The organism is Patiriisocius sp., assembly GCF_051252435.1.
Classification (GTDB): Bacteria; Bacteroidota; Bacteroidia; order Flavobacteriales; family Flavobacteriaceae; genus Patiriisocius.
Map to the genome: position 1 here is coordinate 233,289 of NZ_JBPOFW010000004.1, position 25,725 is coordinate 259,013.

A 25,725-nucleotide genomic window follows, 5' to 3' on the forward strand; every position below is an offset into this window, starting at 1 on the left:
AATAGCATTTAAAGGATACCCTCATCGGCAAAACTGAAATAGGATTTCTCTGTGACGATAACGTGGTCGAGTACTTTGATATCCAGACTCTCGCCCGCTTTTACAAGTTTTTGTGTCAACTGTTTGTCTGCATGACTGGGTTTGAGCGTGCCACTGGGGTGATTGTGGACCAAAATCAATCCCACAGCACCCAATTGAAGTGCGTTTTTAAAAGCCAATCGTACGTCAACCAAAGTCCCAGTAATACCGCCTTTGCTAAGCTGAACCTTTTGCAGCACCTTATTTGAATTGTCCATATAAACAATCCAAAACTCCTCGTGTGGCAGGTCGCCCAGCACGGGTTGCATCAATTCGAAGACAGATTTGCTGCTCGTCACTTTTTGTTTTTCGAGCGCCTCGCCAGCCCTTCTGCGCCTTCCCAACTCCATTGCGGCGACGATAGAAATTGCTTTTGCCTCCCCTATTCCCTTAAACTCCATGAGTTGTGCAACGGTACATTTACCTAAATCATTCAAATTATTTTCGGCCTTGGAGAGGATGCGCTGGCTCAAAGAGACCGCGCTCTCGTTACGACTGCCGCTACCAATCAATATGGCAATCAACTCTGCATCGCTCAGCGCAGCTTTGCCTTTATTAAGCAATTTTTCACGCGGGCGGTCGTCTTCGTTCCATTGTTTTATGGAAAATGGAGTGGAGTAAAGTGTCAAAAATTTACGTTTTGAATACTATAAAAACGGGGAGATTTAAAGATAAAAATTTTATTTAAAAAGGGCTGAAATATATTGGATTTCAGTAAAATAGTATAACAGACATTTTTTAGATATTGCTCTTTTCTGAAATTTTAGATACATTTAAACATCTTAACAAACAACCAATATCATGAAATCAATATTTACAGATGAAGGTTTTTCTGAAATTAAGAACAGGCTTGACAATCTAAAGGAAGACGCTCCACGCCAATGGGGAAAAATGACCTCAGCGCAAATGGTGCATCACTGTCAATTTCCGCTCAATATTATTCTTGAAAAAGAGAAAACCGATATGAAACCCAACTGGTTCGTCGCATTACTTTTTAAAAAATCTATGTACAACGACAAACCTTGGAGAAAAGGGTTGCCAACGGCTCCAGATTTTAAGGTAACTGAAGACAAAGATTTTGATAAAGAGAAAGCAAAACTGAGTTCGCTTGTTGAAGAATTAGGCTCCATTAGAGATAAAGAAGAATGGATGCCACACCCCGTTTTTGGAAACTTTACCAAAGAACAATGGGGTAAAATGCAGTATAAACATTTGGACCATCATTTGAGACAGTTTGGGGTTTGATGAAAAAGTACCCCTAGCCCCCAAAGGGGGAATGTTGAATTAGATATATTATTTCCCATTGACGGGGTGGTAGTTTTAAAAAAGTGTACCTTTTTCTGGACACCTTTTTTAAAACGTTGCGCTTCACGTATCGCAAACATTTGGACCATCATTTGAGACAGTTTGGGGTTTGAAAAATTATTGGAGATTGTTGAATTTTTTTTGAGGTGAAAATATCCAATTTTGAACTGCAAAAAATTGAATCATAAAATTTATCTTCGGACTTTAAAAATGAAATTTGGTATTCATTATTTTTTACTTCTCAAATCAAAAATCTCCAATCACTAATCGTTGATTATATACATGTACCCACCGCCACACCATCAAGAAACCGATATTCAAAAAATGATTGCTGTTATCAAGCAATTTCCTTTGGGTATGCTGGTTTCGGCAAAGTATGAGAAGCCTTTTGTCACTCACATTCCTATAATTTATAATGATACGACTGGAAAATTAGTGGCGCATATTGATAAGTTTAATCCCCAAATAGCAACGCTAAAAGATGGTGCAGAGGTAACAGTTGTATTCAAAGGTCCCGATTGTTATATTTCTCCTTCGATTTATACTACGACACAATTGTCCACTTGGAATTATATTATCGTGCATGTTACAGGTACAATAACCTTAATCAATGACCCCAATAAAGCAAAAGAGACCATGATTGCCATGACTAATTTTTTAGAGCAACCGGAGCAAGCATATAGGTTAGAAAAGGAAAACCCAAGAATGGAAGCTGCCGTAAAATACATACAGGCATTTGACATTGAAATAACAAACTGGGAAGGAAAATTTAAACTCTCACAAGATAAAAATGCTCAAGACCAAGAAAACGCAAAACAACAACTCATAAAAGAATCCCGCGATGGTGATGCGGGATTTATTCTTGATATGTATTAGTAATCATTTTATATACTCCTTCACCTCATCGAAGTCTAGCCCGCCGTAATTACCGCTACTCATTAACAATAAGGCAGTATTTTTAAAATCTTGTGTGAAAAGGTAGGTTTTAAAGTCGGCTGGGTTGGTGAATACTACCAAGTCATCTCTATCAAAGGCCTCGGTGATTTGTGAGTCTTTTACTTCGGCAAGATTTTTTAATAAAACGGCGTGCGGAGAATAGAAAACTACGGCTTTATCTGCTGCGTCGAGTGCGCCTTTGTATTCTTTTAAAAATTCTGGATTGAGGCTGCTGTAAGTATGCAATTCTAGGCAGGCTACTAATTTTTTATCTGGATACTGATTTTTTACCGCTTGGGTTGTCGCCCTTACTTTACTGGGAGAGTGTGCAAAATCCTTAAATGCAATTGCGGTTGCGCTCTCTGCGATTTTCTCCAAACGTTTGCTCGCACCTTTAAAAGTGGCAATGGCTTCGTAAAAGTCTTCTTGCTGAACCCCCATTAATTGGCAAATCCATCGCGCACCTTCGAGGTTATTGAGATTGTGTTTTCCAAAAATTTCAATAGGCATCGGGCCGTCTTCGGTTTCTAGTAATGTCTCTCCATCTTCAACAGTATATTCAGGTGTTTTGTACGGGTATTTCTTGATTTGGCTTTCGGTTTCTTCCACTACCCTTTTCACCTCAGCATCTTCTTCATTGTATATTATTGCTCCCCCGTTAGTGATTTCGGTTAAAAAAATCTCGAACTGTTCTACATAATTTTCATAGGTAGGAAATACATTGATGTGGTCCCACGCGATGCCGCTCAATAGTGCGATATTGGGTTTATATAAATGAAATTTAGGCCGTCTATCTATGGGCGACGATAAATACTCATCGCCTTCGAGTATCATAAAATCATTTTCCTCGGTCAAATGTACCATCGTGTCAAAACCCTCCAACTGCGCGCCCACCATATAATCAACCTCTTTATGATGATAATGCATTACATGCAAAATCATAGAAGTAATGGTCGTTTTTCCGTGTGAACCCCCAATGACAACGCGGGTTTTATTTTTAGACTGCTCGTATAAAAATTCAGGATAGCTGTAAATTGTCAATCCCAGTTCTTTTGCTTTTGCTAATTCTGGATTGTCTTTTTTGGCATGCATTCCTAAAATAACAGCATCAATATCTTCGGAAATTTTCTCCGGAAACCAACCAAATTCCTCCGGCAACAATCCCTTTGCTTCCAATCTGGCTTTTGACGGATTGAAAATTTCGTCATCACTTCCAGTAACTTGATATCCTTTATTATGTAATGCCAAAGCAAGATTGTGCATGGCGCTGCCACCAATGGCAATGAAATGTACTCGCATAGAAATGCCGTAAACACGGTAATTTTATTGATTAATTCGATGAAGTATAAAGATACAATCTTTGCTATCGAAATTGAAATTGAAGTTTGAAAATTTTAATTCTTACAGCGCTTGAATAAACTGCTTTTCCTCTAAAGCCTCTTTAAAATCTGGACGATTTTTTAAAGCTTTATCAATCCAAACAAGTGCCGTTTGCTTTTTGCCTTGATTTTTATAAATCTGGGCCATCCTGTAATATGCCCAGTCTTTGGGCACACCATCTTTAACACTATAGTTTTCAATATAGGCCAGTAGACAGTCAATACCCAATTCAGCATCCAAATTATATTGCGCTGCAATTTTCCCAATTTGATAATTTAAAGTGTTTCTTTTATGAATCTTCAACGACTTGTTTGCAGTCTCAATGGCCTCTTTTGGCTGATTGTTTTTCTCGTAATGGTTGGCAAGTTTCTCGTAGGTATGTGGCGAACCACCAATCTCAATCGCTTTTTTGTACAAACGCTCCGCATCTTTTGGTCGGTCGTTATATTCGGCAATGTAGCCGTTGGCCAAATACCCATCCACGGGAGAAATAGCTTTTAATTGATCTGCATATTTAATCGCCTTTTCCTCGCTTCCGCCAATGATACTTGGCAATTGAATATAAAATTCTACCAATGCCCAGCGTACTTCTACATGCTTTGGATCCAATTGTGCCGCCGTCTCAAAAGCCTCTTTAATATCCCCAATATACATCGCAGCTCTCAAGCGGTTTATTGAAAGCGCCTTCATTCCCATCGCGCCGCCATACTTAAATTGATAATTTGCATTGTTCTCATCTTCCTCAACTAACGCCTCGTAAAAATCAATCGCAGTGTCCCAATCCTTGGCATAACCCGCAACATCGCCCAAGTATTCCCGCGTTCTCTTATCGCCTGGATGCTCCTTTAAATAAGACTCAAATAAAGGTTTTGCTTTTCTGAAATTTTCAGCATTGTAGTATTGTACCGCTGTTTCAAACGAGGTTTGACCTAGAAGAGTTAATGGAAGAAATAAAAGTAAGAATGCGATTTTCATATTTGGTACATTTCCGAAGTAAAAATAAGGATTAAAATAACTTTAATAAGAAACTTTTTAGCGTTTAAATCACTTGCTCTTAGGTGGAAATTTTGAAAGAATTTTGCGCACCATTAGATTATAAAACCCCTCTTTTTGTTCGGGAGTTGCATTCTCCTTGAGCAATCCAGAAGCCGAACCTTCCCAAACCAAAGGTTGATTTGTGGTAGCCTCTCTAAACATAATTGTGAGTACGTGTTCCATTTTTTTAGCACCTACTGGAATACCAACACCGCCGCCAATGCCAATGCCTCCTCCACCTGAGCCAACACCAATACCTATGGTTGAACGTTGTTGCGCGGGCAGTTTATCCACAAAAAAATCTACAAAAAACCGATTGTAATCTGTGCGTTGCCATGTTTTAGCAGACAAAACACTATCGATAGATGTCTCTATCCTTTTCGTATCGAAGGGGTTTACCTTGCTATCTTTTTCGGTATAAAATTGAAATGTTTGTTGCGTGGAGAAATCGGTTTCTTTATCATAATCGACCACCACGGAAGCACCGCAGGAAATCAATAAAAAGCAACCGAAAATAAAGGATACTAGTTTCATATTATTTTTTTCTTCCGATGCGCAAAAACTGAACCACTCACTCCAATGTCTTATTCTTTAACATAACAATATCTGCTTTTTAAGACTCGTGAACAGAAGTTCCATTCAACATACTCCAGAGCTTGTCTTTCAATTCCATCAACCCCAATTGCGCCACAGAGCTAAAAAATAAATAAGGAATCCCCTTAAAATCTTTGTCCAGTTCTATTTTCATTTCGGCTTTGAGTTCTTCGTCCAGCATATCGCTTTTTGAGATTGCGACTAACTTATCTTTATCCAGCAATTCTGGATTGTAACGTTTTAATTCGTCTAGCAGAATGTCATATTGTTTTCTAATATCTGGCGCATCCGCAGGGATTAAAAATAATAGTGTTGAGTTACGCTCAATATGGCGCAAAAAGTAATGGCCCAATCCTTTTCCTTCGGCAGCTCCTTCAATAATCCCGGGAATATCTGCCATCACAAAAGTGCGGTGGTCTCTATACTCTACGATACCTAAATTGGGTTTCAACGTAGTAAATTCGTAGTTGGCAATTTTCGGCTTTGCCGCAGTAATTACTGACAATAGTGTAGATTTTCCAGCGTTGGGAAAACCAACCAATCCCACGTCTGCCAACACCTTCATTTCTAGTGTAAAGTTTCCTTCCTCACCTTCCATTCCGGGTTGTGCATATCTTGGCGTTTGGTTTGTCGAACTTTTAAAATGGTTATTCCCACGGCCACCTTTTCCCCCTTTCGCAATAACGAGTTCTTCGCCATGCTCCATGAGTTCTTTCATCTTTTCGCCCGTCTCTGAATTTATAACAAGCGTGCCTAAAGGTACTTGTATATAAATATCTTCACCATCCGCGCCGGTACTGGTTTGTTTGCTTCCGTGCTCACCGTGACCTGCTCTGTAGTGACGTTTGAACTTGAGGTGGTGCAACGTCCACATATTACTGTTGGCAACCAGAACTATATGACCTCCACGACCCCCATCACCTCCATCGGGACCACCTTTAGGGATATACTTTTCACGACGCAAGTGCGCGCTCCCCTGTCCACCTTTACCAGATTCGACATGGATTTTTACGTAGTCTACAAAATTGCCTTCAGTCATATTCATTTCCCACAGAAGTGGGAATATTATTTATTGTTTCTATTATTTAAATGTAGGTATCGACTGCCAGCCCGAAAAAAATTTCTATTCTGGCGAGCGCTCAACTAGACATCAAAAAACTAGCTCCACTCCCTCGGAGGGGCTGGGGGAGGCTTTTTTACAACCTATCAATCACAGCACTCAAACGCGCAGTAATTTCTTTTACACTACCTACACCATCAACGCCAAAGTATTTATCTTCTTTTTGATAGTATTCTTTTAAAACATCGGTTTTACGGTAGTATTCTGCAATGCGTTCTCTAATTACTTCTTCGTTGGCATCGTCTGCTCTCCCGCTCGATTTTCCTCTTTCAAGAAGTCTTTTTACGAGTACTTCATCATCAACTTCAAGAGCAACCATAGCATCAACTTCGGTTTCTTTTTCGGTTAAAAATTCGGTCAATACTTTTGCTTGTTCTTTGGTACGTGGATAACCGTCAAAAATAAATCCGTTAGGCTTTTCCTCAAGTCTTCTGGTAACCTCAGCTTTCAACATATCGTTTGTTACGCTGTCTGGTACGAGGTGGCCTTTTTCGGTATAGGTTTTTGCCAATTTACCAAGCTCGGTGCCATTTTTCATGTTGTAGCGAAACATATCACCCGTTGAAAGGTGTATCAAATTATACGTCTCTTTCAACACATCTGCCTGTGTTCCTTTCCCCGCTCCAGGAGGGCCGAATAATACAATATTTGTCATATCAATTTTTCCGTCTCTTCGAGCGGAATATCTTTTTAATTCAACTTCTTTTTTAGGTTCTTCGGAAATTCTAGTTACAGAATCCTTCAGTATATTTTTAAACTCTTTGTCTTTGTCATCCTTTGATGTACAAGAATGCTTCATTTTATTAAAATTTCCGAAGAAATTATGCGTCCAATTCCACATAACAACAAATGTTCCAATTAGTATAAAATAATTGTATTGTTTAAATACGGCGCAAAGATACCGCTTTTTAAAGAAATAAGAACTTGATTCAACCCATCAAAAACGTACTAATGACTCCCTAAATTTTCCATCCATTTCAAACTTCGATTTCGGTTTCATTTTCGATTTCAAACAATGTATCTTTGCGACATGGCAAATTATTTTTCTTCAAATTTCACTCTCGGAATTCTAGGCGGCGGGCAACTGGGCAAAATGATGCTCTACGAAACGCGAAAGTTTGACATCAAAACACACGTTCTCGACCCAAGCAACGAGGCACCTTGCAGAATTTCTTGCGACTCTTTTGAGCAAGGCGATTTGATGGATTATCAAACGGTTGTCAACTTCGGAAAAAAAGTGGACGTACTCACTTTTGAAATTGAAAGCGTTAATATTGAAGCGCTTGAAACCCTCGAAAAAGAAGGGATTAAGGTATTTCCTTCTTCTGAAACGTTACGGAACATTCAAAATAAAGGCGTGCAAAAGCAATTTTATGTAGACCATAAAATTCCCACTTCGCCATTTCAAAGATTTGCAGATAAATTTGAATTGACCGAAGCCATCGTTCGCAAAGATGTTTCCTTTCCTTTTGTTTGGAAAAGCTGCACGGGCGGTTACGACGGAAAAGGAGTTGCGGTAATTCGCACCGAAGAAGACGTCATCCCATTGCCCGAAGTGGAATGTATCGCGGAGGATTTAGTTCCTTTTAAAAATGAGTTGGCTGTCATTGTTGCCCGCAATCCTCAGGGAGAAGTAAAAACGTATCCGGTTGTCGAAATGGAATTTCATCCCGAAGCCAATCAAGTAGAATACGTTATCTGCCCCGCAAGAATTACAGAAGAAGTTGCAACAAAAGCAAGAGCTGTCGCCGCTAAAGTTTCCGAAGCATTTAAACATGTAGGCCTATTAGCGGTAGAACTTTTTCAAACCGAAAATGATGACATTATTGTAAACGAGGTGGCACCAAGACCACATAATAGCGGTCATTATAGTATTGAGGCAAGTTACACAAACCAATTTGAGCAACACATAAGAGCCATCCTAGATTTACCTTTGGGAAAAACCGATAGCAAAGCTGCTGGAATTATGGTGAATTTAACTGGAGCAGCAGGTCACACAGGCGATGTTTATTATGAAAATATCGAAAAAATAATGGCGATGGATGGCGTAACACCTCACATCTACGGCAAAAAACAAACGCGCCCTTTTCGAAAAATGGGTCACGTAACTATAGTAAATGAAAATATAGAGGAAGCGAGAAAAGTTGCAGAGGTTGTGAAGGATAGTATTAAAGTGATAAGTAGATAATTGAGTACTAATTAAAGAGATTTCCGCTTTCGCGGAAATGACAAAAGCTTATGAAAGTAGCAATCATTATGGGCAGCACCAGCGATATGCCAGTTATGCAAGACGCCATTGACATTTTAAGAGGATTTGATATCGAGATTGAAGTTGATATCGTTTCGGCACATAGAACGCCAGAAAAACTATTCGATTTTAGTAAAAACGCACATACGCGTGGTATTAAAGTAATCATTGCGGGTGCAGGCGGAGCAGCACATTTACCAGGCATGGTAGCCTCTTTGTCACCCCTTCCAGTAATCGGCGTTCCTGTAAAATCGAGCAACTCAATCGATGGATGGGACAGCGTTCTCTCCATTTTACAAATGCCCGGCGGCGTTCCTGTGGCAACTGTCGCGCTCAATGGTGCTAAAAACGCAGGAATACTTGCAGCTCAAATTATTAGTACGGCAGATAAATGCGTGCTCGATAAAGTAATTGCCTACAAAGAAGGATTAAAAATGAAAGTAGAAGAAGGCGCTAAAAAAGTAAGAGAGGACAATTAAGATTTTATGAAAAACCCATTATTAGAGAAATTCAACACTGCACCGTTTTCAAAAATTGAGAATGAACATTATCTACCTGCAATCAAAAAGTTGATTGCTTTGACAAATGCTGAAATTTCTGAAATTACAAATAATACAGACGAACCAACATTTACAAATACCGTTGAAGCATTAGAAAATACTGGCCTCCAACTTGACAGAGCCACCAGCATTTTTTTCAACTTGAATAGCGCCGAAACTAATGACGAAATTCAGAAAATCGCTCAGGAAGTATCTCCACTTTTAACCGAATTCTCAAACGACCTTTTGTTAAATGAAAAATTGTTCGCACGTGTAAAAACTGTTTTTGAAAGCCGAAATGAATTGGATTTAAATACGGAGCAAACAACACTACTCGAAAAGCAATACAAAGGATTTGCAAGAAACGGAGCCAACCTTTCCGAAGAGAAAAAAATACAACTTCGTAAAATTGACGCTGATCTTTCTAAACTCTCACTCACATTTGGAGAAAATGTACTCGCAGCTACAAACGCCTATCATTTGCACCTAACAAACGAAGAGGATTTGGCCGGATTACCTGATGGAGAAAAAGAGGCCGCAGCACAGGTTGCAAAGGAAAAAGAATTGGAAGGTTGGGTAATTACTTTAGATTATCCCAGCTATATTCCATTTATGAAATATGCCGAAAACCGTGAGCTTCGCAAAGAATTATCGTTGGCTTTTGGAGCACGTGCATTTACAAAAGGAGTTAACAACAATGAGGAAAATGTGCTGAAAATTGTCAACTTAAGACATCAAAGAGCACAGCTTTTAGGCTATAAAAGTCACGCGCATTTTGTACTCGAAGAACGCATGGCAAAAACACCACAAACGGTGTTAGACTTTTCAAACGAACTACTTCAAAAAGCAAAACCTGCGGCTAAAAAAGAGTTTGATGAGCTGGAAGCTTTCGCAAAAAAACAAGACGGTATTGACCAATTACAAAAATGGGACAGTGCTTTTTATGCCGAAAAGTTAAAACAACAAAAGTTCAGTTTGGACGACGAAAAACTGAAACCCTATTTTAAATTAGAAAACGTAATAAATGGCGTATTCACTGTAGCCGAAAAGCTATACGGACTCCAATTTGAAGTAGATGCTGCAATCGACAAATATCATCCAGATGTAAAAACATATCGTGTAACCGATACTGATGGAGCTTTGGTTTCAATATTTTACGCCGACTTTCACCCTCGCCCTGGAAAGCGTGGAGGTGCTTGGATGACGAGTTATAAACCGCAACAAAAATTCCATGGAATTAACGACAGACCACATGTTTCAATCGTTTGTAATTTTACAAAACCAACAGCTAGCAAACCTTCGCTTTTAACGTTTAATGAAGTTACCACATTGTTTCACGAGTTTGGCCATGCCTTACACGGGATGCTTGCAAATACAACGTATAAAGGGTTGAGCGGCACAAGTGTTCATTGGGATTTCGTAGAATTACCAAGTCAGATTTTAGAAAATTGGTGTTATGAAAAAGAAACGTTAGAGTTATTTGCAAAGCATTATCAAACTGGGGCAATCATTCCTATGGAGTTGGTTAAAAAAATCAAAGAAAGCGCTACGTTTCATGAAGGAATGCAAACGTTGCGTCAATTGAGTTTTGGATTATTGGATATGCAATGGCATAATGGCGACCCATCAAATATTAAAGATGTAAAGGCTTTTGAAGAAGAAGCTTTTAAAGAAACGTCACTCTATCCAGACACTCCCGAAACTTGTATGAGCACAGCATTTTCACACATATTTCAAGGTGGCTATTCAGCGGGATATTACAGTTACAAATGGGCCGAAGTACTTGATGCGGATGCCTTTGCTTATTTTAAAGAACAAGGGATTTTCAATAAAAAGGTTGCGGATAAATTTAAAAACTTTGTGCTTTCGCAAGGAGGAACGCAGGATCCCATGGAATTGTATATTAAATTTAGAGGAAAAAAGCCAAATCCAGAAGCGTTATTGGAACGAGCAGGATTAATTTAGAACTTTTATTAATGATAGTTGTCTAGCTGAGCGTCCGCAAGAATGAAAATTTCTTTCGAGCCGGCAGTCGAAACCATTATTGAAATAACAGGATTGAATTCAAAATGAAAAACACTAAAGAAATATTCAGGGAAAAAGTCATCATCCTATTATCAAAGGAGACGGATGTAAAATCGAATACGCTCGAAATTCAAGATTTTGTGGAGGCAGGAAGACTGTTTATTCCTGTATTTACTTCGAAAGAAAAGCTTTCGGCATCGACCCAAAATGCAGAACATCCTTTTCCGAAATACAAAGTGGATGGACTATTTTTAATCTCTATGTTAAATGGCACCGAAGTTTTAAGAGTAAATCCCAGTTTGGCAGATGAAGCTTCTTTTATCGTTTCAGATTTAAAAAAACATTTCAAAGAAGATATTGAAAAGTTAAATGCGGAAATGAATTCCAAAAAATAAATTTATGTAGTCATGAAAAAATCACTTCTCCTTTTAATGATTATTGCAGCGTTTTCATGTAATCAAAAAAATACTCAAAAGGATAATGAAATTAATATTTCCGAAGAAGTTACTACGCAAAAAACAACCGCTAACACTTTAGAAAATTCTGAAGTTCTTGAAAAACTGCAAGGAACTTGGACTAACAATCTGGATTATTTAAGCACGCTCACTTTTGAAGGAAATTCTGTCATAAACGCCTATCAAGATACGCTGAGCATTAGAAAAGTAGAGTTTGTTTTAGGGAATAGTTGTCTCAATGCACCTGCAGTTGCTGAAGAAGATAAAAAAGATTTGTACATCACCACTAAGGGAAAACCGAGCGAATGTTATCTTATTAAAGAATTGAACGATTCCATTCTAAAAATGACATTTGTGGATGGAAATATTGATTTGATTTTTAATAGGAAAAAGTAACTCTAAAATTTAGTTGTCAATATCTAAATATTTCCAAACAAGAAAATAAACTTTCAATAATTATTGAAAGTTTAAAATTTAATATATATTTGCTGTATGAATTACAAAGAAGCAAAAGATAAATTTATAAGTTCGTGGGGAGCACTTGGTGCTTTATGGGGAATCAATAAAGCAATGGCTCAAATACATGCGCTATTGTTTATCTCTCCAGAGCCATTATCCATGGAAGACATCATGGAAGATTTGGCTATCTCGAGAGGAAATGCAAGTACTAATTTACGCGGACTTATTGATTGGGGAATTATCCACAAAGTGAATATTGCGGGAGAGCGTAAGGAGTATTTTGGATGTGAAAAAGATGTCATCGAATTGTCCCGTATCATTGCAAAGGAACGCAGCAGGAGAGAATTACAACCCACGATTAAAATATTAAAAGAGGTATCTTCTATCGAGGATGATGGCTCAAAAAAAACACAAGAACTAATAAAGCAAACCAAAGCTATGTATGACATGGCTGATACGGCAGATACGATGTTAAATCGTATTGTAAAACAGGAACAAAATTGGATGACAAAAACGCTGGTTAAGTTTCTAAAGTAAGAAAGAATAAGGGTAATAAATAGTCTAGAGAGAAAGGGAATAAATTTCCCTTTTAATTGAATAAAATGTTTCAATATTTACTGAAAGTTTTAAAATATGAAAAATATAAATCAAATCATTTCTACTAATTGGTGGCTAATAGCCCTAACAATTCCTCTCTACTTTGTAATGATTGGAATACTTTTTCATCTCGTTTTAGGGATTTTTCAAGTTAGTGTTTTCTTATATATACTATTTGAAAAAATTAAATTCACACCAAATTTAAATACCCTATTGACGATTTATGTTATACTAACAATAATTACTATATCAGTGATGCTCTTTTATCAAAATGCTTTTTTTTATGCATGGATTAGCGCTTCTATCCTGCCATTCTATTTTACCGGAATTCTATATCAATTAAAAAAACAATACGATGAAAACTAAAACAAACAGCATCATTATCGCAGGAGGAACGGGATATTTAGGACAGGTACTTATTGACTATTTTAAAAATAAAACCGAACACATCTATATTCTTTCAAGAAACATAAAAGAAGACTACGAGAACGTAACTCATCTTCTCTGGGACGCAAAAAATTTAGGCGATTGGATAAATGTTTTTGAAAATGCAAATGTACTTATAAACTTAACAGGCAAATCTGTTGATTGTCGCTACAACGCAAAAAACAAAAACCTGATTTTATCATCAAGGGTAGACTCAACAAACGTGTTGGGCAAAGCGATTGAACAATGTGAAAACCCACCGAGAATCTGGCTCAATTCATCAACCGCGACCATCTATAGGCATTCGTTAGAAAAACAAATGGATGAAGTTAGCGGCGAACTTGGTGATGGATTTTCAGTGAACGTTGCCAAAGCTTGGGAACAGATTTTCTTTGGTTTTAAATTAAGGAAAACAAGACAAGTTGCAATGCGTACTTCAATCGTTTTTGGAAATTGTGGTGGCGCTTTTGAACCAATTAAAACATTGGTGAAAATTGGAATGGGTGGAAAACAAGGACCCGGTAATCAAAAGGTAAGTTTTATTCATGAGGTGGATTTCGCTAGAAGTATTGAATTTATAATCGCTAATGAAATTATTGAAGGTGTCATTAATATCGTTTCCCCTACCCCGACAACTAACAAAGAGCTAATGCAAACCCTAAGAAAACAACTTAACGTCCCATTTGGAATCCCAATGCCAAAAATGTTATTAGAAATAGGTGCTGTTATTATTAAAACCGAAACGGAACTTATATTGAAAAGCCGGAATGTCATTCCAACAAAACTACATAACTATGGTTTCAAATTTAAGTTCCCAACGCTTTCTCAAACGATATCTAACCTTGTAAATTAAGTAGTATGGAATCAATGACTATCACCAACAATTACAAAGAAGAAACAAAAACAAATGCTTCCCGTCAAGACATTATTAGTTTTTATGATGAAGCTACCGAAGATTACAGTTTTTGGAGCAAAGACCTTAACATGCATTTTGGCTATTTCAAATTAGGAAAAACAAACCCATTTAAGAGAGATGCTATGTTAAACGAGCTGAACAATCAACTTTACAACAGACTTGAACTTAATAAAGCTCAAAACATAGTTGCAGATTTAGGTTGTGGCATGGGCGGTACCATACGCCATTTTTTGATAAAAAACCCGCAACTCAATATGATGGGAGTAACACTTTCCACTTTTCAAGTAACCGAAGGCAACAAACTATTGAAAGATAAAAAAGGCGTTATTTTACAAGAAAATTATTGTGACACATCCATTGCTACAAATTCTATGGACGGTGCGGTTGCAGTGGAAAGTTTTTGCCATTCGGGTCATAGCATTGAAGCACTTGAGGAAGCTTTTAGGATTTTAAAACCCGGAGCTAAATTTATTTTATCTGACGCATTTCTGAAAAAAGACCCAGAAAATCTTTGTTTTGGCAGTGCTTATAGCTATAAGAATCTATGTAAAGGCTGGAGTTTAGATGGACTTGGAATAATTGATATAGTTGAACAAATTTTAAAAAAAATTGGTTTTGAAGATGTGAAAGTTGAAGATATCTCTTTTAGAAGCGCACCTTCTGTCTTGCATGTTCCCTTTGCGATAACTGGATTTTTGATCAAGAATATATTTCAGAATAAAAAAATCAAACCGCAAAGTTGGAATAATTTAAAAGCATCCTTCTATGCATTGCTATCGGGCTTGCACATGCGGGATTTTAGATATTATATAATTACAGCTACCAAATAAAATGACAACAATCAAACTCGTTACAGAAATAAATGCTCCAATAAACCTAGTTTTTGACCTGTCACGTGATATTGATTTCCATATGGAATCTGCATCTCATACTAAGGAAAAAGCAATTCGTGGAGTGACCCACGGACTCATTGGCCACGATGAAACAGTCACTTGGCGCGGTAAACATTTTGGGATATTTCTTCAACATACAAGTAAAATAATCACGTTTGAACGACCCCATAAATTCACCGATGTGATGATTAAAGGACATTTTAAATACTTTTGTCACGAACATTTTTTTGAGGAAAGGGAAGGGATTACAATAATGACCGATGTTTTGAAATACAAAACACCTTTCGGTCTATTCGGAAATTTATTTGATTCTTTCCTTCTAAAATCACACCTTACTAAATTCCTAAAACAACGCAACCGTTCGCTTAAAATTTCAGCAGAAAAAAACGCCCTTTGCAAATAACAAAGAGCGCTTCTTTAAAAATCTTTAAAATATTTATTTAACAATCACCTTTTTTGAAACTGCTCCTCTACCATCAATCACGAAGGTTGCGATGTATAGACCAGATGCATAGTTAGTTGTATTGATAGTGCCTTGAGCGGCATTAATTTCTTGAGTGGAAACAAGTTTACCACTTATGTCGTACACATTAATTGCGGAAAAGACTTGGGTGGTCGCAGCAATATTATAGCTTATGGCTCCGTTACCGCTAAAAACATTTACAGCATTAATGGTAGCTTCATCAAGCCCTAAAGCTCCGTCACTTTTTGAAGCTTCAATCAAAAACTCTGCACATAATTTTGCAAACTTAGTTGCATGCGTAGCAGTTCCTGTTATACTATAAATATCATTTGGCGTGTGTATATTTGGATTATGAGCTCCAAAGTTTGCTTCAAATGGAAATGATGCCATATATCCTTCTGCAGTCCAACTAGCATGATCTGAACAACCATAATTACAAAGTGAAGTTCCATAAGAAATTTCATGCTCACCAGTTGCATTGTAATGATCTAGAAGACTCATTAAATAATTGTTTAAAGTAGCATTTGTAAAGTCTGTAATGAAAGAAATATCATTGGCAGAACCATTAAAGTTGGTCATATCAAATTGAACTACCGCACCCACGTCAATATTATTTATTGAATATTCTTCAGCAATTTCAGAAGATCCTACAAGACCTATTTCTTCAGCAGCATACGCCATTATTTCAATGGTTCTTTTAGGATAAAAGCCAATTTCAAACAAACTTCTTGTTGCTTCAGTTATTGTCGCAATACCTGAGGCATCGTCATCAGCGCCTGGTGCGTTGGTTTGAGCTTGAGATGATGTTGAATCAAGATGTCCTCCTACGATTACAAATTCATCTGGAGTTTCGGTCCCTTCAATAGTCATAATCACAGACGGCATGTTCGTATTTACGTGATTAAACAAACGCACACTTACATCAGTACGATTAAATGAAGCCGCCATCGTTTCCCATTTTACTTTAAGATCGGCCGCTGCTTGGGCTCCACTCGCCGTACTGTGATGGCGCGTACCATAATCCTCCAGTTCCATAATATGATTTTCAATATTTGTTGTGTTTATAACACCAATTGCTTGGTTTACTATCGCATCCTCCGTAATAGTAAAATCAATCACGCTTCTCGTTGAAGCTTGATTATTATGCAAACTCTCTAAAACAGCAGTTTCACTTGCTTTATAAATATAACCTGGTCCGTGAACAAGCACTCTGTCATGTAATTCGTGAACGGCAAATTCTGTCATATAAACAGCTGCCTCATTACCCTTCGTAGCAAGGATTGTAACTTGAGTTGGAAAATCATTTCTTAATTCTTCGGCATCATGTAATGCCATTTTTGCATAAAATCTTTCCGTTTGTAATTGCTGTGCATTTAAAGAACAAACGCAAAGCAATAAAAGGAGAACTATCTTTTTCATAAGTAATATTTTTTATCAAAGTTACCCTTTTATTCGCACCCTTTTGAAATTTAAATTGTTAAATCAACTCCGTTTATCTCATATTAAACTAATAATGCGCTAAGTTGATTTAACTTTATTATTTTTGATATTTTCCAATAAAAAATGGGTAAACATAAAATTGATGCAACCAAATGGGTAGATCGCTACAGTGACTACCTGTACAACTATACCATTGTTCGCGTCAATGACCACGAAGTTGCTCAGGATTTAATTTCTGAAACATTCTTCGCAGGGTTAAAGAGTGCTGCTAATTTTAAGGGAGAAGCTAGCGAACGTACATGGCTCATCTCCATTTTAAAGCGAAAAATAATTGATCACTATCGCAAAAAGAACAGCAAAAAAGGCAAAGCTGAAATCCGCATGCAATACAATGACACAGACAGCGAAGGCGATTGGCTGGAAGAAAGAGTAATCGACCCTTTTGACAAAACCGCTGAGGATGACATGGAAAACACTGAGTTGGGAATGGCAATTCACGAATGTCTTGACGGCATCAATGAAAAACAAGCTGCGATTTTCAAATTAAAAACGATAGAAAATTTCGATACAGAGGCAATCTGTAATGAGTATAATATTACTCCGTCTAACCTGTGGGTAATTATTCACAGAGCACGAACTGCAATGGCAAAGTGCTTAGAAAAAAATTGGTTAAAATAAGTAAATAAGGTATGAGTATATTTTTAAAATGTGAAGAAGCAAATCACACCTGTGATAAAAATCAATACAAAGAAGCAACATTTATGCAGTTGGTAAAGCTTAACTTCCATTTAATTTATTGCAGGGCGTGTCAAAAATACACCGCTCGAAATACGAAGTTGACAAAGTTTTTAAATAAAAATACGATTAAAACAATGCCTCGTGAACAAAAGGCTATTTTGCACGAACGTTTAAGACAGCAAATGTCCAAATAACAATAGCAACATAAAATAAACAATCGGGATACTCTCCACAAAAAAGGAGGCAAAGTATCTCGATTGTTTGGTTTTAGCTCTCACTAGTGCAATACCAATTAAAAGCAGAACAAGTACCAAACTATACAAATGAGCTTCGGAAATTTCATCCTCAAAGCCCTCTAAAATCAATACAATAGTCAGTAAAAAAATACCAATCCCCTTCGTTTTTTTTATTCCAAATTGCTGCGGAAATGTGCGCAAATTGACCGAATCGTAAGCAACATCCCTAATATCAAATGGAAAAACCAAGACCACGACCATCAAAAATCGATGAATAAAACTCAACCAGCAATCGGTTGTAAATTCCATTCCAGTTGCAATCATTGGAAGAAAAACCGTTACTCCCGCCCAGACTAATGCAACTATAAAAATCTTTAGTCCTCCCAACATCCTTAAATTTGTTTTTGCAAAAACGGGAACCGCATATAGCAATGTAATCAATCCCAAAATCCCAGAAAAAACTAGCACTTCAGCAGTTAAATGAAAGGCTGTGTAACAAAAGAGAAGAAAGCAGAATACTGAAAATACTTGAATGGTTTTCAAATAGTTGGCAAGACTGCGATGGTGAAGTCCAGCAATTTCGGCATATTTAACAAAATTATATCCCGTAATAGTCCCTGAAAAGACAAAAAGAAGCACATACGGCGACACTGCAAAATCAAATTCAATAGCCGTTACTCCCACAAATGAAACCACGGCCAAAGCCACGTGAATACTGCTACTTATATAAAATTCAAAAAGCTTTTTTAAAAACCCCATGGCATAAAAATAGTCAAAGTGTTAGTAACCTTCATTTTTAGTTGAAAAGTTTCATTTCACTAGAGCACAAAGACCCTAAAATTAAAGAGGAAAGCATTATTTTTGTAATCACTTTTTCAGAAAGAGATTTGCCTTATTTTAAAAGCTAACATTTCCGAAGAAAACAAACATATTTATTCAATTAACAGTATCCGAAAAAAACGGAATTCTATGAATACAGATTCTTTCGCACTTAGACATATTGGCCCACGTGAGGCAGATGTAAAATCCATGCTCAAAACCGTTGGCGCAGATTCCATTGACCAGCTTATTTTTGAGACCATCCCCAAAGACATTCGACTAGAAAAATCTTTGAGTTTAGATACGGCGATGAGCGAACAAGAATATTTGGAGCACATCACGGAGCTTTCTACAAAAAATCAAGTGTTTAAATCATACATAGGGTTAGGATACAATCAAGGAATTTTACCTCCAGTTATTCAAAGAAATATTCTTGAAAACCCAGGTTGGTACACAGCATACACGCCTTATCAAGCAGAAATAGCACAAGGAAGACTAGAAGCGTTGTTAAATTTCCAAACAATGATTACCGATTTGACGGGAATGGAACTTGCCAATGCATCGTTGCTAGATGAAAGTACTGCTGCTGCTGAAGCCATGGCACTTTTGTTTGCTGTTAGAGAGCGTGACCAAAAGAAAAACAACGTAAACAAATTTTTTGTTTCAGAAGAAATCCTTCCACAAACATTATCACTTTTAGAAACGCGCTCAACACCAATTGGTATTGAGCTGGTTGTTGGAAATCATGAGGAGTTTGATTTTTCAGATGGTTTTTTTGGAATTATGCTTCAATATCCAGGACGTAGCGGAAAAGTGCACGACTTTACAGATTATGTTAAAAAGGCTAATGATTGCCAAATCAAAGTGGCGGTAGCTGCTGATATTCTGAGCCTTGTAAAACTAGAAGCTCCAGGAACTTTTGGTGCAGATGTAGTTGTAGGAACAACACAACGTTTTGGAATTCCGTTAGGTTATGGAGGTCCTCACGCGGCATACTTTGCAACAAAAGAGGCATACAAACGTAATATTCCTGGAAGAATTATTGGTGTCACAAAAGATACTAACGGTAACCGTGCATTGCGTATGGCACTGCAAACGAGAGAGCAGCATATTAAAAGAGATAAAGCGACAAGTAATATTTGTACAGCTCAAGTTTTATTGGCTGTAATGGCTGGAATGTACGGCGTATATCACGGACCAGAAGGTTTAAAATACATAGCAAACAAAGTGCACAATACAGCTGCGACACTTGCCGATGCTCTGGAAAGACTTGGATATTATCAAGCAAACGAAACCTATTTTGACACTATCGCAATCAAAACCGATATTTCAAAAATCAATTTTAGAGCAGAAGCTGAAGGAATAAACTTCTATTACAAAGACGAGGAAACGGTTTCAATTTCAATAAACGAAACAACAACGATTTACGACATCAATAAAATAATTGGTGTTTTCGCTGAAGCTGCAAGTAAAGACCGTTTTTATATTTCAGAATTAATTGAAGGAAACGCCATCCCAAAACGCGTAGCAAGAAAAACTGAATTCCTTCAAAACGAAGTTTTCAACACATACCACAGTGAAACTGAATTAATGCGTTATATCAAAAGATTAGAGCGTAAAGATTTGGCATTAAATCACTCGATGATATCATTAGGAAGTTGCACAATGAAACTGAATGCAGCTGCTGAAATGTTACCACTAAGTGACCCTATGTGGGGAAATATACATCCATTTGCTCCCGTTGAGCAAGCGGGAGGATACCAATTTATGCTCAAAAAACTTGAAGAGCAATTAACTGAAATTACAGGATTTGCTGGAACTTCTTTGCAACCCAATAGTGGTGCTCAAGGAGAATATGCAGGTTTAATGGTAATAAGAGCTTATCACGAATCTCGTGGAGACGCTAACCGAAATATTTGTTTGATACCATCATCTGCTCACGGAACAAATCCTGCCAGTGCAGTAATGGCAGGAATGAAAGTTGTTGTAACAAAAGCAAATGAAGATGGAAATATTGACGTAGATGATTTGAGAGCAAAAGCAGAAGAACACAAAGAAAATCTTGCGGCATTAATGGTAACATATCCATCAACGCACGGTGTATATGAAAGTGCCATTAAAGAAATTACAAGTCTCATCCATGAAAATGGCGGACAAGTATATATGGATGGCGCGAACATGAATGCGCAAGTTGCATTGACAAATCCTGGCGCTATTGGTGCAGATGTTTGTCACTTAAACTTGCACAAAACATTTGCAATCCCTCACGGAGGTGGTGGACCAGGCGTAGGACCTATTTGTGTGGCTGAGCAATTAGTGCCATTCTTACCCACAAACCCAATTATAGAAACAGGTGGTGAACTTGGAATTACAGCAATATCTGCAGCTCCTTGGGGAAGCGCTTTAGCTTGTTTAATTAGCTATGCATATATATGCATGCTTGGAGAGGAAGGATTAAGAAAATCTACTCAATTTGCAATATTGAATGCCAACTATATTAAAGAAAGATTAGACGGTCATTATAGCGTTTTATATGCTGGAGAACAAGGAAGAGCAGCGCACGAAATGATTATCGATTGCCGTCCTTTCAAAGAAAAAGGCGTTGAGGTGGTTGACATCGCAAAGCGTTTAATGGACTATGGCTTTCACGCCCCTACGGTTTCGTTTCCAGTAGCAGGAACCATGATGATTGAACCTACTGAGAGTGAGAGCAAACAAGAACTCGACAGATTTTGTGACGCGATGATTTCTATTAGAAATGAAATCAAAGCAACAAACAAAGACGATGAAAATAACGTATTGAAAAATGCGCCACATACCCAGGCGATGTTGACCAGTGATACCTGGGAATTTCCATATACGAGACAACAGGCAGCGTTTCCTTTAGAATATGTGAACGATAATAAATTTTGGCCATCAGTGCGTCGTGTTGATGATGCTTACGGAGACCGAAATTTAATTTGTACCTGTGCTCCTATTGAGGAATATATGGATGCATAATTAATTTATAAACTATATTTTAATTACTTCGGAAATTTTAAACAAAACACAAATGTTCTATACCGAAGCAATGTTATAAGATTATCAAATCCTTATTTTATATAATTTAAAATGAGGATTTTGTAATTTTAATAGATAAAAATACCAATAACCCAATCTAGACCTTTTAAGCAGATTTTACAGTAATAGTTGCTTACTTTTAAGTAGATTTGGAAAAATTTTAAGTACTATGGGTGTTACCATCACAGGCATAGGAAGTCATATTCCCCAAGGTGTTGCTTCCAACTCAAATTTTGAAAACAGTAAATTCTTTAACGAGGATGGGTCAAAATTTGGGCAAGAGAATACCGTTATCATTGAAAAATTTAAAGCAATAACAGGCATTGCTGAACGACGTTACGTAAACAAAAAATTTTCAACATCAGACATTGCAGCCATTGCAGCTAAAGAAGCGATTGAAAATGCAGGAATTGACGCAGAAACCATCGATTATATCATCGTTGCCCACAATTATGGTGACGTAAAACACAACACTTCCCAGAGTGATACTGTTCCAAGTATTGCCTCTAGAGTAAAACATATTTTAAAAATCAAAAACCCAGCATGTGTTGGGTACGACATGCTCTTTGGCTGCCCAGGTTGGATAGAGTCTATGATTCAAGCAAACGCATTTATCAAGGCCGGTATCGCAAAAAGATGCCTCGTTATTGGTGCCGAAACGCTCTCCAGAGTCATTGACCCACATGACAGAGATTCTATGATTTATAGTGATGGCGCCGGTGCTGCGATTGTTGAATATGTGGATGGCGATGGTGGAATCCTAACCCACAACAGCGCTACCTATGCTTATGAGGAGGCAAATTTTATTTACTTTGGAGAAAGCAACAATCAAGAAGTAAGCGATGCTCGTAAGTATATTAAAATGTATGGTCGTCGCATTTACAATTTCGCATTGACCAATGTGCCAGAGGCAATGAAAAAATGTCTTGACGCGAGTGGATATGATATTAAAGACCTCAAAAAGGTATTGATACATCAAGCAAATGAAAAAATGGATGAGGCAATCCTAATTAGATTTTATGAACTTTATGGTATGAAAATGCCAAAGGGAATTATGCCAATGACCATAAATAAACTTGGAAATTCAAGCGTTGCGACCGTCCCTACTTTATTCGATTTAATCACAAAAGGAAAACTTGAAGGCCACAGCATCAACAAAGGCGACATTATCATGTTTGCAAGTGTGGGCGCAGGAATGAACATTAATGCAATGGTTTATAAATCTTAATAGAAAAATATGAAAAATATATACATAATAATTTTGATGTTAATCACATTAAATGGAATCAGTCAAATTGACGAAAATCTACTACTACATTACAAATTTAATGGTAATGCTTTAGATCAAACTGCAAATGGCCATGACGGAATAGAAAATGGTGTTTCCTATGTAGAGGACAGAAATGGTAATGCTAATAAAGCGGTTTATTTTGATGGAATTAATGATTTTATCGATTTTCCAAATACCTCAACATTGAAACCTCAACTACCTGTTTCATTTTCATTTTGGGTTAAATATGATAGCTTTGACCACGAAGACAGAGCTTTGTTCAACACTTCTTTTGAAAATGACCGTAGTTCAGGAATTTATTTTAACACACAAATATCTTCAGGAAAGTATGCTGTAAATTATGGTGATGGATCTCCATTTTACAATCCAACCGCAAGAAGAAGTTTTGTGTCAGAAACCGCAATAGAGAATACTGAGTGGCATCATGTAGTAGCCGTAGTAAGCGGCCCCTTGAACATGAAAATATATGTAGATTGTATAGATTTAGGAGGAACTTATTCTGGACAAGGAGATCAACTATTTTATTCATTAACTGCGGGTAGTTTAGGTAGAAATGATAGAGATTTAAATGCCGACCCCCTTTATTTTAAGGGTGCCATTGATGATTTCAGATATTATAATAAAGCTATTGACTTAAATGATGCAATGATATTATGTGACCCTTTATTATCGACAGAAAATTCAGAAACCTCTACAATATTAACTTTATATCCAAATCCTGCCCAAAATGAATTACAAATAATTTCTGACTCAAAAGACTTTGAGTCTATAAACATATATGATAGCTTAGGAAATTTAGTTTTAAAAACAACATTCTCAAATAAAATATCTGTAGAGTCATTTAAAAATGGATTTTATTTTGTTATTTTCAATGGTACTAGAAAGAACGAAATCAAAAAACTTATCATTAAGAAATAATTTAAGTGTTGTTGAAATATGTATTCTATAGAATTATATATCAAAAAAAAATTAACTATTTTTTAAGATATCTCATTTATAAATTTTTTAAAAAAAATAAAAAATTACAAATCCCAATTTCTGGTATCTTTTCAATTAAAACTAATAATGGAAATATAAAAATTAAGACAAACCAGACAAGCTATATCGCGAAATTACTCTATTATAACGGTTATAAAGAATTTGAATACTCGGTGATTTTCGAAGAAATTATTAAATCATGTACTGTTTTTTTAGACATTGGAGCTAATTTTGGCTACTACTCTCTTTTAGCTCATGCTTCTAATTCAAAAATTAAAACATTAGCATTTGAGCCAGCAACAGGTCCAAAACATTATCTAAATGAAAATATAAATCTAAACAATGCAGATACAATTATTCCAATTGAAAAAGCACTATCAAATTCAAATGGAATAATTGACTTTTTTGAAGTATGCAATTCAAAATATCCATGGATTAGACATAATTTATCTGGAGAACACAATGCAGGGAGTAAAAAAAATTCAAGAAATTTCATAAAAAAAACTGTTAATGCCGTAACATTAAATCAATTTGCAATTGATGAAAATTTAAGTCAGCTAGACATAATTAAAATTGATACTGAAGGTACAGAAATAGATATACTCAAAGGTGGAATTACAACATTAAAAAAATTTAAGCCTATTGTAATTTGCGAAACTCTTTTCAATAATACTGAAGATGATTTAGAAAGTATATTTAAATCATTAGGCTATGATTTTTACAACCACTCACCAGAAGGTTTATTCAAAGTTTTAACTATTTCAAGAAAAGTTGATAACGGTATTCGAAACTGTTTTTTTGTACATCCATCTAAAAAACACTTAATCGAATCTTTTATTTTTTGAAATTCGTCATCATCATACCCGTCTATAACGAGGAAGCATTTTTAGGACAAATGTTACAATCACTTGTTATACAGACAAAAATTCCAGATTTGGTTGTAATAGTAAACGATAATTCGACCGACGGAACTCAAGATATCATTGACAAATTCACGTCAAAATATCCATTTATTAAAGGCATTATGAATGCTTCGGAAGCTAAACATCTTCCCGGAAGCAAAGTGGTCAATGCGTTTTACAAAGGGTTTGATTCACTAACGGAAGATTTCTATTTCATCGGAAAATTTGATGCCGATATCGTATTACCAAAAAACTATTTCGAAAAGACATTGCAGCTCTTTTCCGAAGATAATAAAATAGGCATTGCCGGTGGAAATCTTTTTATCCATCAAAATGAAGAATGGGTTTTTGAATCTATTTCAGAAAAAAAGAAAGTCCGAGGACCCATAAAGTTATATCGTCGCGCGTGTTTTGAACAGATTGGCGGACTCAAAAAGTCCATAGGTTGGGACACCGTTGACGGTTTGCTTGCCGCCTATCACGGCTGGAAGATAAAAACCGACACATCGTTACACGTAAAACACCTGAAACCCACTGGCGCATCTTACACCAAAGAGGCACCCCAAAAACAGGGGGAGGCATTTTATCGCATGCGATACGGCAAGACCCTCACAAGGATTGCTTCATTGAAATTAGCATTGAATAAAGGTGATTTTGGTTCCTATTTTGACTGTATGAGGGGTTTCAAAAATGCTAAAAAAATGAAGATCCCTTTTATAGTGACGAAAGAAGAAGGTAATTTTATCAGGGAGTTGCGCTGGGAGGGCATCAAAGCTAAAATTCTATAACATC

The 25,725-nt window shown here is 36.8% G+C and carries 26 protein-coding genes; 18 read left to right on the forward strand and 8 right to left on the reverse strand.

What is annotated here, in order from left to right; all coding sequences use genetic code 11:
• Positions 1-8 precede the first annotated feature (8 nt).
• Positions 9-707, reverse strand: coding sequence for a RadC family protein (gene radC, locus ACSHW7_RS10720; RefSeq protein ID WP_435679343.1), 699 nt, complete (start codon positions 705-707; stop codon positions 9-11).
• A 172-nt stretch (positions 708-879) separates the two neighbouring features.
• On the opposite strand from radC, the gene ACSHW7_RS10725 reads away from it, so the two are divergent.
• Positions 880-1,323, forward strand: a complete 444-nt coding sequence (locus ACSHW7_RS10725) for a DUF1569 domain-containing protein (protein ID WP_435679344.1) — start codon at positions 880-882, stop codon at positions 1,321-1,323.
• Between the two features lie 342 nt (positions 1,324-1,665).
• On the forward strand, positions 1,666-2,259 hold the full coding sequence (locus ACSHW7_RS10730; RefSeq protein WP_435679345.1) for an FMN-binding negative transcriptional regulator: 594 nt from the start codon (positions 1,666-1,668) through the stop codon (positions 2,257-2,259).
• 3 nt (positions 2,260-2,262) lie between these two features.
• On the opposite strand, the gene ACSHW7_RS10735 is transcribed toward ACSHW7_RS10730, so the two are convergent.
• The 5 genes from ACSHW7_RS10735 to ACSHW7_RS10755 all read right to left on the reverse strand — a co-directional run bounded on the left by ACSHW7_RS10735 (position 2,263) and on the right by ACSHW7_RS10755 (position 7,289).
• Positions 2,263-3,618: a UDP-N-acetylmuramate--L-alanine ligase gene (locus tag ACSHW7_RS10735; protein ID WP_435679346.1), complete on the reverse strand. Its 1,356-nt coding sequence runs from the start codon at positions 3,616-3,618 to the stop codon at positions 2,263-2,265.
• 102 nt (positions 3,619-3,720) lie between these two features.
• Positions 3,721-4,674, reverse strand: a complete 954-nt coding sequence (locus tag ACSHW7_RS10740) for a tetratricopeptide repeat protein (RefSeq protein ID WP_435679347.1) — start codon at positions 4,672-4,674, stop codon at positions 3,721-3,723.
• 69 nt (positions 4,675-4,743) lie between these two features.
• The gene (locus tag ACSHW7_RS10745) at positions 4,744-5,268 is read right to left on the reverse strand and encodes a DUF4136 domain-containing protein (RefSeq protein ID WP_435679348.1); all 525 of its coding nucleotides are present in this window, start codon (positions 5,266-5,268) and stop codon (positions 4,744-4,746) included.
• 79 nt (positions 5,269-5,347) lie between these two features.
• Positions 5,348-6,367 carry a GTPase ObgE gene (gene obgE, locus ACSHW7_RS10750; RefSeq protein WP_435679349.1) on the reverse strand — a complete coding sequence of 340 codons (1,020 nt, stop codon included), beginning with the start codon at positions 6,365-6,367 and terminating at the stop codon, positions 5,348-5,350.
• A gap of 157 nt (positions 6,368-6,524) precedes the next feature.
• Positions 6,525-7,289: an adenylate kinase gene (locus ACSHW7_RS10755; protein WP_435679350.1), complete on the reverse strand. Its 765-nt coding sequence runs from the start codon at positions 7,287-7,289 to the stop codon at positions 6,525-6,527.
• Positions 7,290-7,478: 189 nt separating this feature from the next.
• On the opposite strand from ACSHW7_RS10755, the gene ACSHW7_RS10760 reads away from it, so the two are divergent.
• The 10 genes from ACSHW7_RS10760 (at position 7,479) to ACSHW7_RS10805 (ending at position 15,409) form a co-directional block, all read left to right on the forward strand.
• On the forward strand, positions 7,479-8,636 hold the full coding sequence (locus ACSHW7_RS10760; protein WP_435679351.1) for a 5-(carboxyamino)imidazole ribonucleotide synthase: 1,158 nt from the start codon (positions 7,479-7,481) through the stop codon (positions 8,634-8,636).
• A 50-nt stretch (positions 8,637-8,686) separates the two neighbouring features.
• Positions 8,687-9,175, forward strand: coding sequence for a 5-(carboxyamino)imidazole ribonucleotide mutase (gene purE / locus ACSHW7_RS10765; protein WP_435679352.1), 489 nt, complete (start codon positions 8,687-8,689; stop codon positions 9,173-9,175).
• Between the two features lie 6 nt (positions 9,176-9,181).
• Positions 9,182-11,200 carry a M3 family metallopeptidase gene (locus ACSHW7_RS10770; protein ID WP_435679353.1) on the forward strand — a complete coding sequence of 673 codons (2,019 nt, stop codon included), beginning with the start codon at positions 9,182-9,184 and terminating at the stop codon, positions 11,198-11,200.
• A 104-nt stretch (positions 11,201-11,304) separates the two neighbouring features.
• Positions 11,305-11,655, forward strand: coding sequence for an SseB family protein (locus ACSHW7_RS10775; protein WP_435679354.1), 351 nt, complete (start codon positions 11,305-11,307; stop codon positions 11,653-11,655).
• Between the two features lie 12 nt (positions 11,656-11,667).
• A complete protein-coding gene (locus ACSHW7_RS10780; protein WP_435679355.1) occupies positions 11,668-12,111 on the forward strand; it encodes a hypothetical protein in 444 nt (147 codons plus the stop codon).
• A gap of 96 nt (positions 12,112-12,207) precedes the next feature.
• Entirely contained in the window at positions 12,208-12,711 is a 504-nt protein-coding gene (locus ACSHW7_RS10785; protein WP_435679356.1) for a GbsR/MarR family transcriptional regulator, read from the forward strand.
• Between the two features lie 96 nt (positions 12,712-12,807).
• Complete coding sequence (locus ACSHW7_RS10790) at positions 12,808-13,137, forward strand: hypothetical protein (protein WP_435679357.1); 330 nt, start codon at positions 12,808-12,810, stop codon at positions 13,135-13,137.
• Positions 13,127-14,050 (forward strand): TIGR01777 family oxidoreductase, encoded by a 924-nt coding sequence (locus ACSHW7_RS10795; RefSeq protein WP_435679358.1) that lies wholly within the window; start codon positions 13,127-13,129, stop codon positions 14,048-14,050. Before ACSHW7_RS10790 ends, ACSHW7_RS10795 begins: the two co-directional genes overlap by 11 nt.
• Positions 14,051-14,055: 5 nt before the next feature.
• Complete coding sequence (locus tag ACSHW7_RS10800; protein ID WP_435679359.1) at positions 14,056-14,943, forward strand: methyltransferase domain-containing protein; 888 nt, start codon at positions 14,056-14,058, stop codon at positions 14,941-14,943.
• 1 nt (position 14,944) lies between these two features.
• The gene (locus ACSHW7_RS10805) at positions 14,945-15,409 is read left to right on the forward strand and encodes an SRPBCC family protein (protein ID WP_435679360.1); all 465 of its coding nucleotides are present in this window, start codon (positions 14,945-14,947) and stop codon (positions 15,407-15,409) included.
• A gap of 33 nt (positions 15,410-15,442) precedes the next feature.
• On the opposite strand, the gene ACSHW7_RS10810 is transcribed toward ACSHW7_RS10805, so the two are convergent.
• Positions 15,443-16,888 (reverse strand): M20/M25/M40 family metallo-hydrolase, encoded by a 1,446-nt coding sequence (locus tag ACSHW7_RS10810; RefSeq protein WP_435679361.1) that lies wholly within the window; start codon positions 16,886-16,888, stop codon positions 15,443-15,445.
• 144 nt (positions 16,889-17,032) lie between these two features.
• Here ACSHW7_RS10810 and ACSHW7_RS10815 point away from each other — a divergent pair, with 144 nt between their 5' ends.
• Complete coding sequence (locus tag ACSHW7_RS10815) at positions 17,033-17,587, forward strand: sigma-70 family RNA polymerase sigma factor (RefSeq protein WP_435679362.1); 555 nt, start codon at positions 17,033-17,035, stop codon at positions 17,585-17,587.
• 230 nt (positions 17,588-17,817) lie between these two features.
• On the opposite strand, the gene ACSHW7_RS10820 is transcribed toward ACSHW7_RS10815, so the two are convergent.
• Positions 17,818-18,642, reverse strand: coding sequence for a hypothetical protein (locus ACSHW7_RS10820; RefSeq protein WP_435679363.1), 825 nt, complete (start codon positions 18,640-18,642; stop codon positions 17,818-17,820).
• Positions 18,643-18,852: 210 nt separating this feature from the next.
• Here ACSHW7_RS10820 and gcvP point away from each other — a divergent pair, with 210 nt between their 5' ends.
• From gcvP to ACSHW7_RS10845, 5 genes are all read left to right on the forward strand, one after another.
• Positions 18,853-21,702 (forward strand): aminomethyl-transferring glycine dehydrogenase, encoded by a 2,850-nt coding sequence (gene gcvP, locus ACSHW7_RS10825; protein ID WP_435679364.1) that lies wholly within the window; start codon positions 18,853-18,855, stop codon positions 21,700-21,702.
• Positions 21,703-21,931: 229 nt separating this feature from the next.
• The gene (locus ACSHW7_RS10830) at positions 21,932-22,990 is read left to right on the forward strand and encodes a 3-oxoacyl-ACP synthase III family protein (protein ID WP_435679365.1); all 1,059 of its coding nucleotides are present in this window, start codon (positions 21,932-21,934) and stop codon (positions 22,988-22,990) included.
• A 9-nt stretch (positions 22,991-22,999) separates the two neighbouring features.
• Positions 23,000-23,971: a LamG-like jellyroll fold domain-containing protein gene (locus tag ACSHW7_RS10835; RefSeq protein WP_435679366.1), complete on the forward strand. Its 972-nt coding sequence runs from the start codon at positions 23,000-23,002 to the stop codon at positions 23,969-23,971.
• Between the two features lie 11 nt (positions 23,972-23,982).
• Complete coding sequence (locus tag ACSHW7_RS10840; RefSeq protein ID WP_435679367.1) at positions 23,983-24,876, forward strand: FkbM family methyltransferase; 894 nt, start codon at positions 23,983-23,985, stop codon at positions 24,874-24,876.
• Positions 24,873-25,721: a glycosyltransferase gene (locus tag ACSHW7_RS10845; protein ID WP_435679368.1), complete on the forward strand. Its 849-nt coding sequence runs from the start codon at positions 24,873-24,875 to the stop codon at positions 25,719-25,721. The genes ACSHW7_RS10840 and ACSHW7_RS10845 overlap by 4 nt, the downstream gene beginning before the upstream one ends.
• Positions 25,722-25,725: the final 4 nt, after the last annotated feature.

Bases quoted from the DNA above. Each gene is read 5' to 3' on its own strand.
- ACSHW7_RS10785 (WP_435679356.1), top strand. From the start codon at position 12,208: ATGAATTACAAAGAAGCAAAAGATAAATTTATAAGTTCGTGGGGAGCA.
- ACSHW7_RS10795 (WP_435679358.1), top strand. From the start codon at position 13,127: ATGAAAACTAAAACAAACAGCATCATTATCGCAGGAGGAACGGGATAT.
- ACSHW7_RS10770 (WP_435679353.1), top strand. From the start codon at position 9,182: ATGAAAAACCCATTATTAGAGAAATTCAACACTGCACCGTTTTCAAAA.
- obgE (WP_435679349.1), bottom strand. From the start codon at position 6,367: ATGACTGAAGGCAATTTTGTAGACTACGTAAAAATCCATGTCGAATCT.
- ACSHW7_RS10735 (WP_435679346.1), bottom strand. From the start codon at position 3,618: ATGCGAGTACATTTCATTGCCATTGGTGGCAGCGCCATGCACAATCTT.
- ACSHW7_RS10760 (WP_435679351.1), top strand. From the start codon at position 7,479: ATGGCAAATTATTTTTCTTCAAATTTCACTCTCGGAATTCTAGGCGGC.
- ACSHW7_RS10780 (WP_435679355.1), top strand. From the start codon at position 11,668: ATGAAAAAATCACTTCTCCTTTTAATGATTATTGCAGCGTTTTCATGT.
- ACSHW7_RS10740 (WP_435679347.1), bottom strand. From the start codon at position 4,674: ATGAAAATCGCATTCTTACTTTTATTTCTTCCATTAACTCTTCTAGGT.
- ACSHW7_RS10820 (WP_435679363.1), bottom strand. From the start codon at position 18,642: ATGGGGTTTTTAAAAAAGCTTTTTGAATTTTATATAAGTAGCAGTATT.
- purE (WP_435679352.1), top strand. From the start codon at position 8,687: ATGAAAGTAGCAATCATTATGGGCAGCACCAGCGATATGCCAGTTATG.
- gcvP (WP_435679364.1), top strand. From the start codon at position 18,853: ATGAATACAGATTCTTTCGCACTTAGACATATTGGCCCACGTGAGGCA.
- ACSHW7_RS10745 (WP_435679348.1), bottom strand. From the start codon at position 5,268: ATGAAACTAGTATCCTTTATTTTCGGTTGCTTTTTATTGATTTCCTGC.
- ACSHW7_RS10725 (WP_435679344.1), top strand. From the start codon at position 880: ATGAAATCAATATTTACAGATGAAGGTTTTTCTGAAATTAAGAACAGG.
- ACSHW7_RS10810 (WP_435679361.1), bottom strand. From the start codon at position 16,888: ATGAAAAAGATAGTTCTCCTTTTATTGCTTTGCGTTTGTTCTTTAAAT.
- ACSHW7_RS10755 (WP_435679350.1), bottom strand. From the start codon at position 7,289: ATGTGGAATTGGACGCATAATTTCTTCGGAAATTTTAATAAAATGAAG.
- ACSHW7_RS10830 (WP_435679365.1), top strand. From the start codon at position 21,932: ATGGGTGTTACCATCACAGGCATAGGAAGTCATATTCCCCAAGGTGTT.
- ACSHW7_RS10790 (WP_435679357.1), top strand. From the start codon at position 12,808: ATGAAAAATATAAATCAAATCATTTCTACTAATTGGTGGCTAATAGCC.
- ACSHW7_RS10815 (WP_435679362.1), top strand. From the start codon at position 17,033: ATGGGTAAACATAAAATTGATGCAACCAAATGGGTAGATCGCTACAGT.
- ACSHW7_RS10805 (WP_435679360.1), top strand. From the start codon at position 14,945: ATGACAACAATCAAACTCGTTACAGAAATAAATGCTCCAATAAACCTA.
- ACSHW7_RS10800 (WP_435679359.1), top strand. From the start codon at position 14,056: ATGGAATCAATGACTATCACCAACAATTACAAAGAAGAAACAAAAACA.
- ACSHW7_RS10730 (WP_435679345.1), top strand. From the start codon at position 1,666: ATGTACCCACCGCCACACCATCAAGAAACCGATATTCAAAAAATGATT.
- ACSHW7_RS10835 (WP_435679366.1), top strand. From the start codon at position 23,000: ATGAAAAATATATACATAATAATTTTGATGTTAATCACATTAAATGGA.
- ACSHW7_RS10775 (WP_435679354.1), top strand. From the start codon at position 11,305: ATGAAAAACACTAAAGAAATATTCAGGGAAAAAGTCATCATCCTATTA.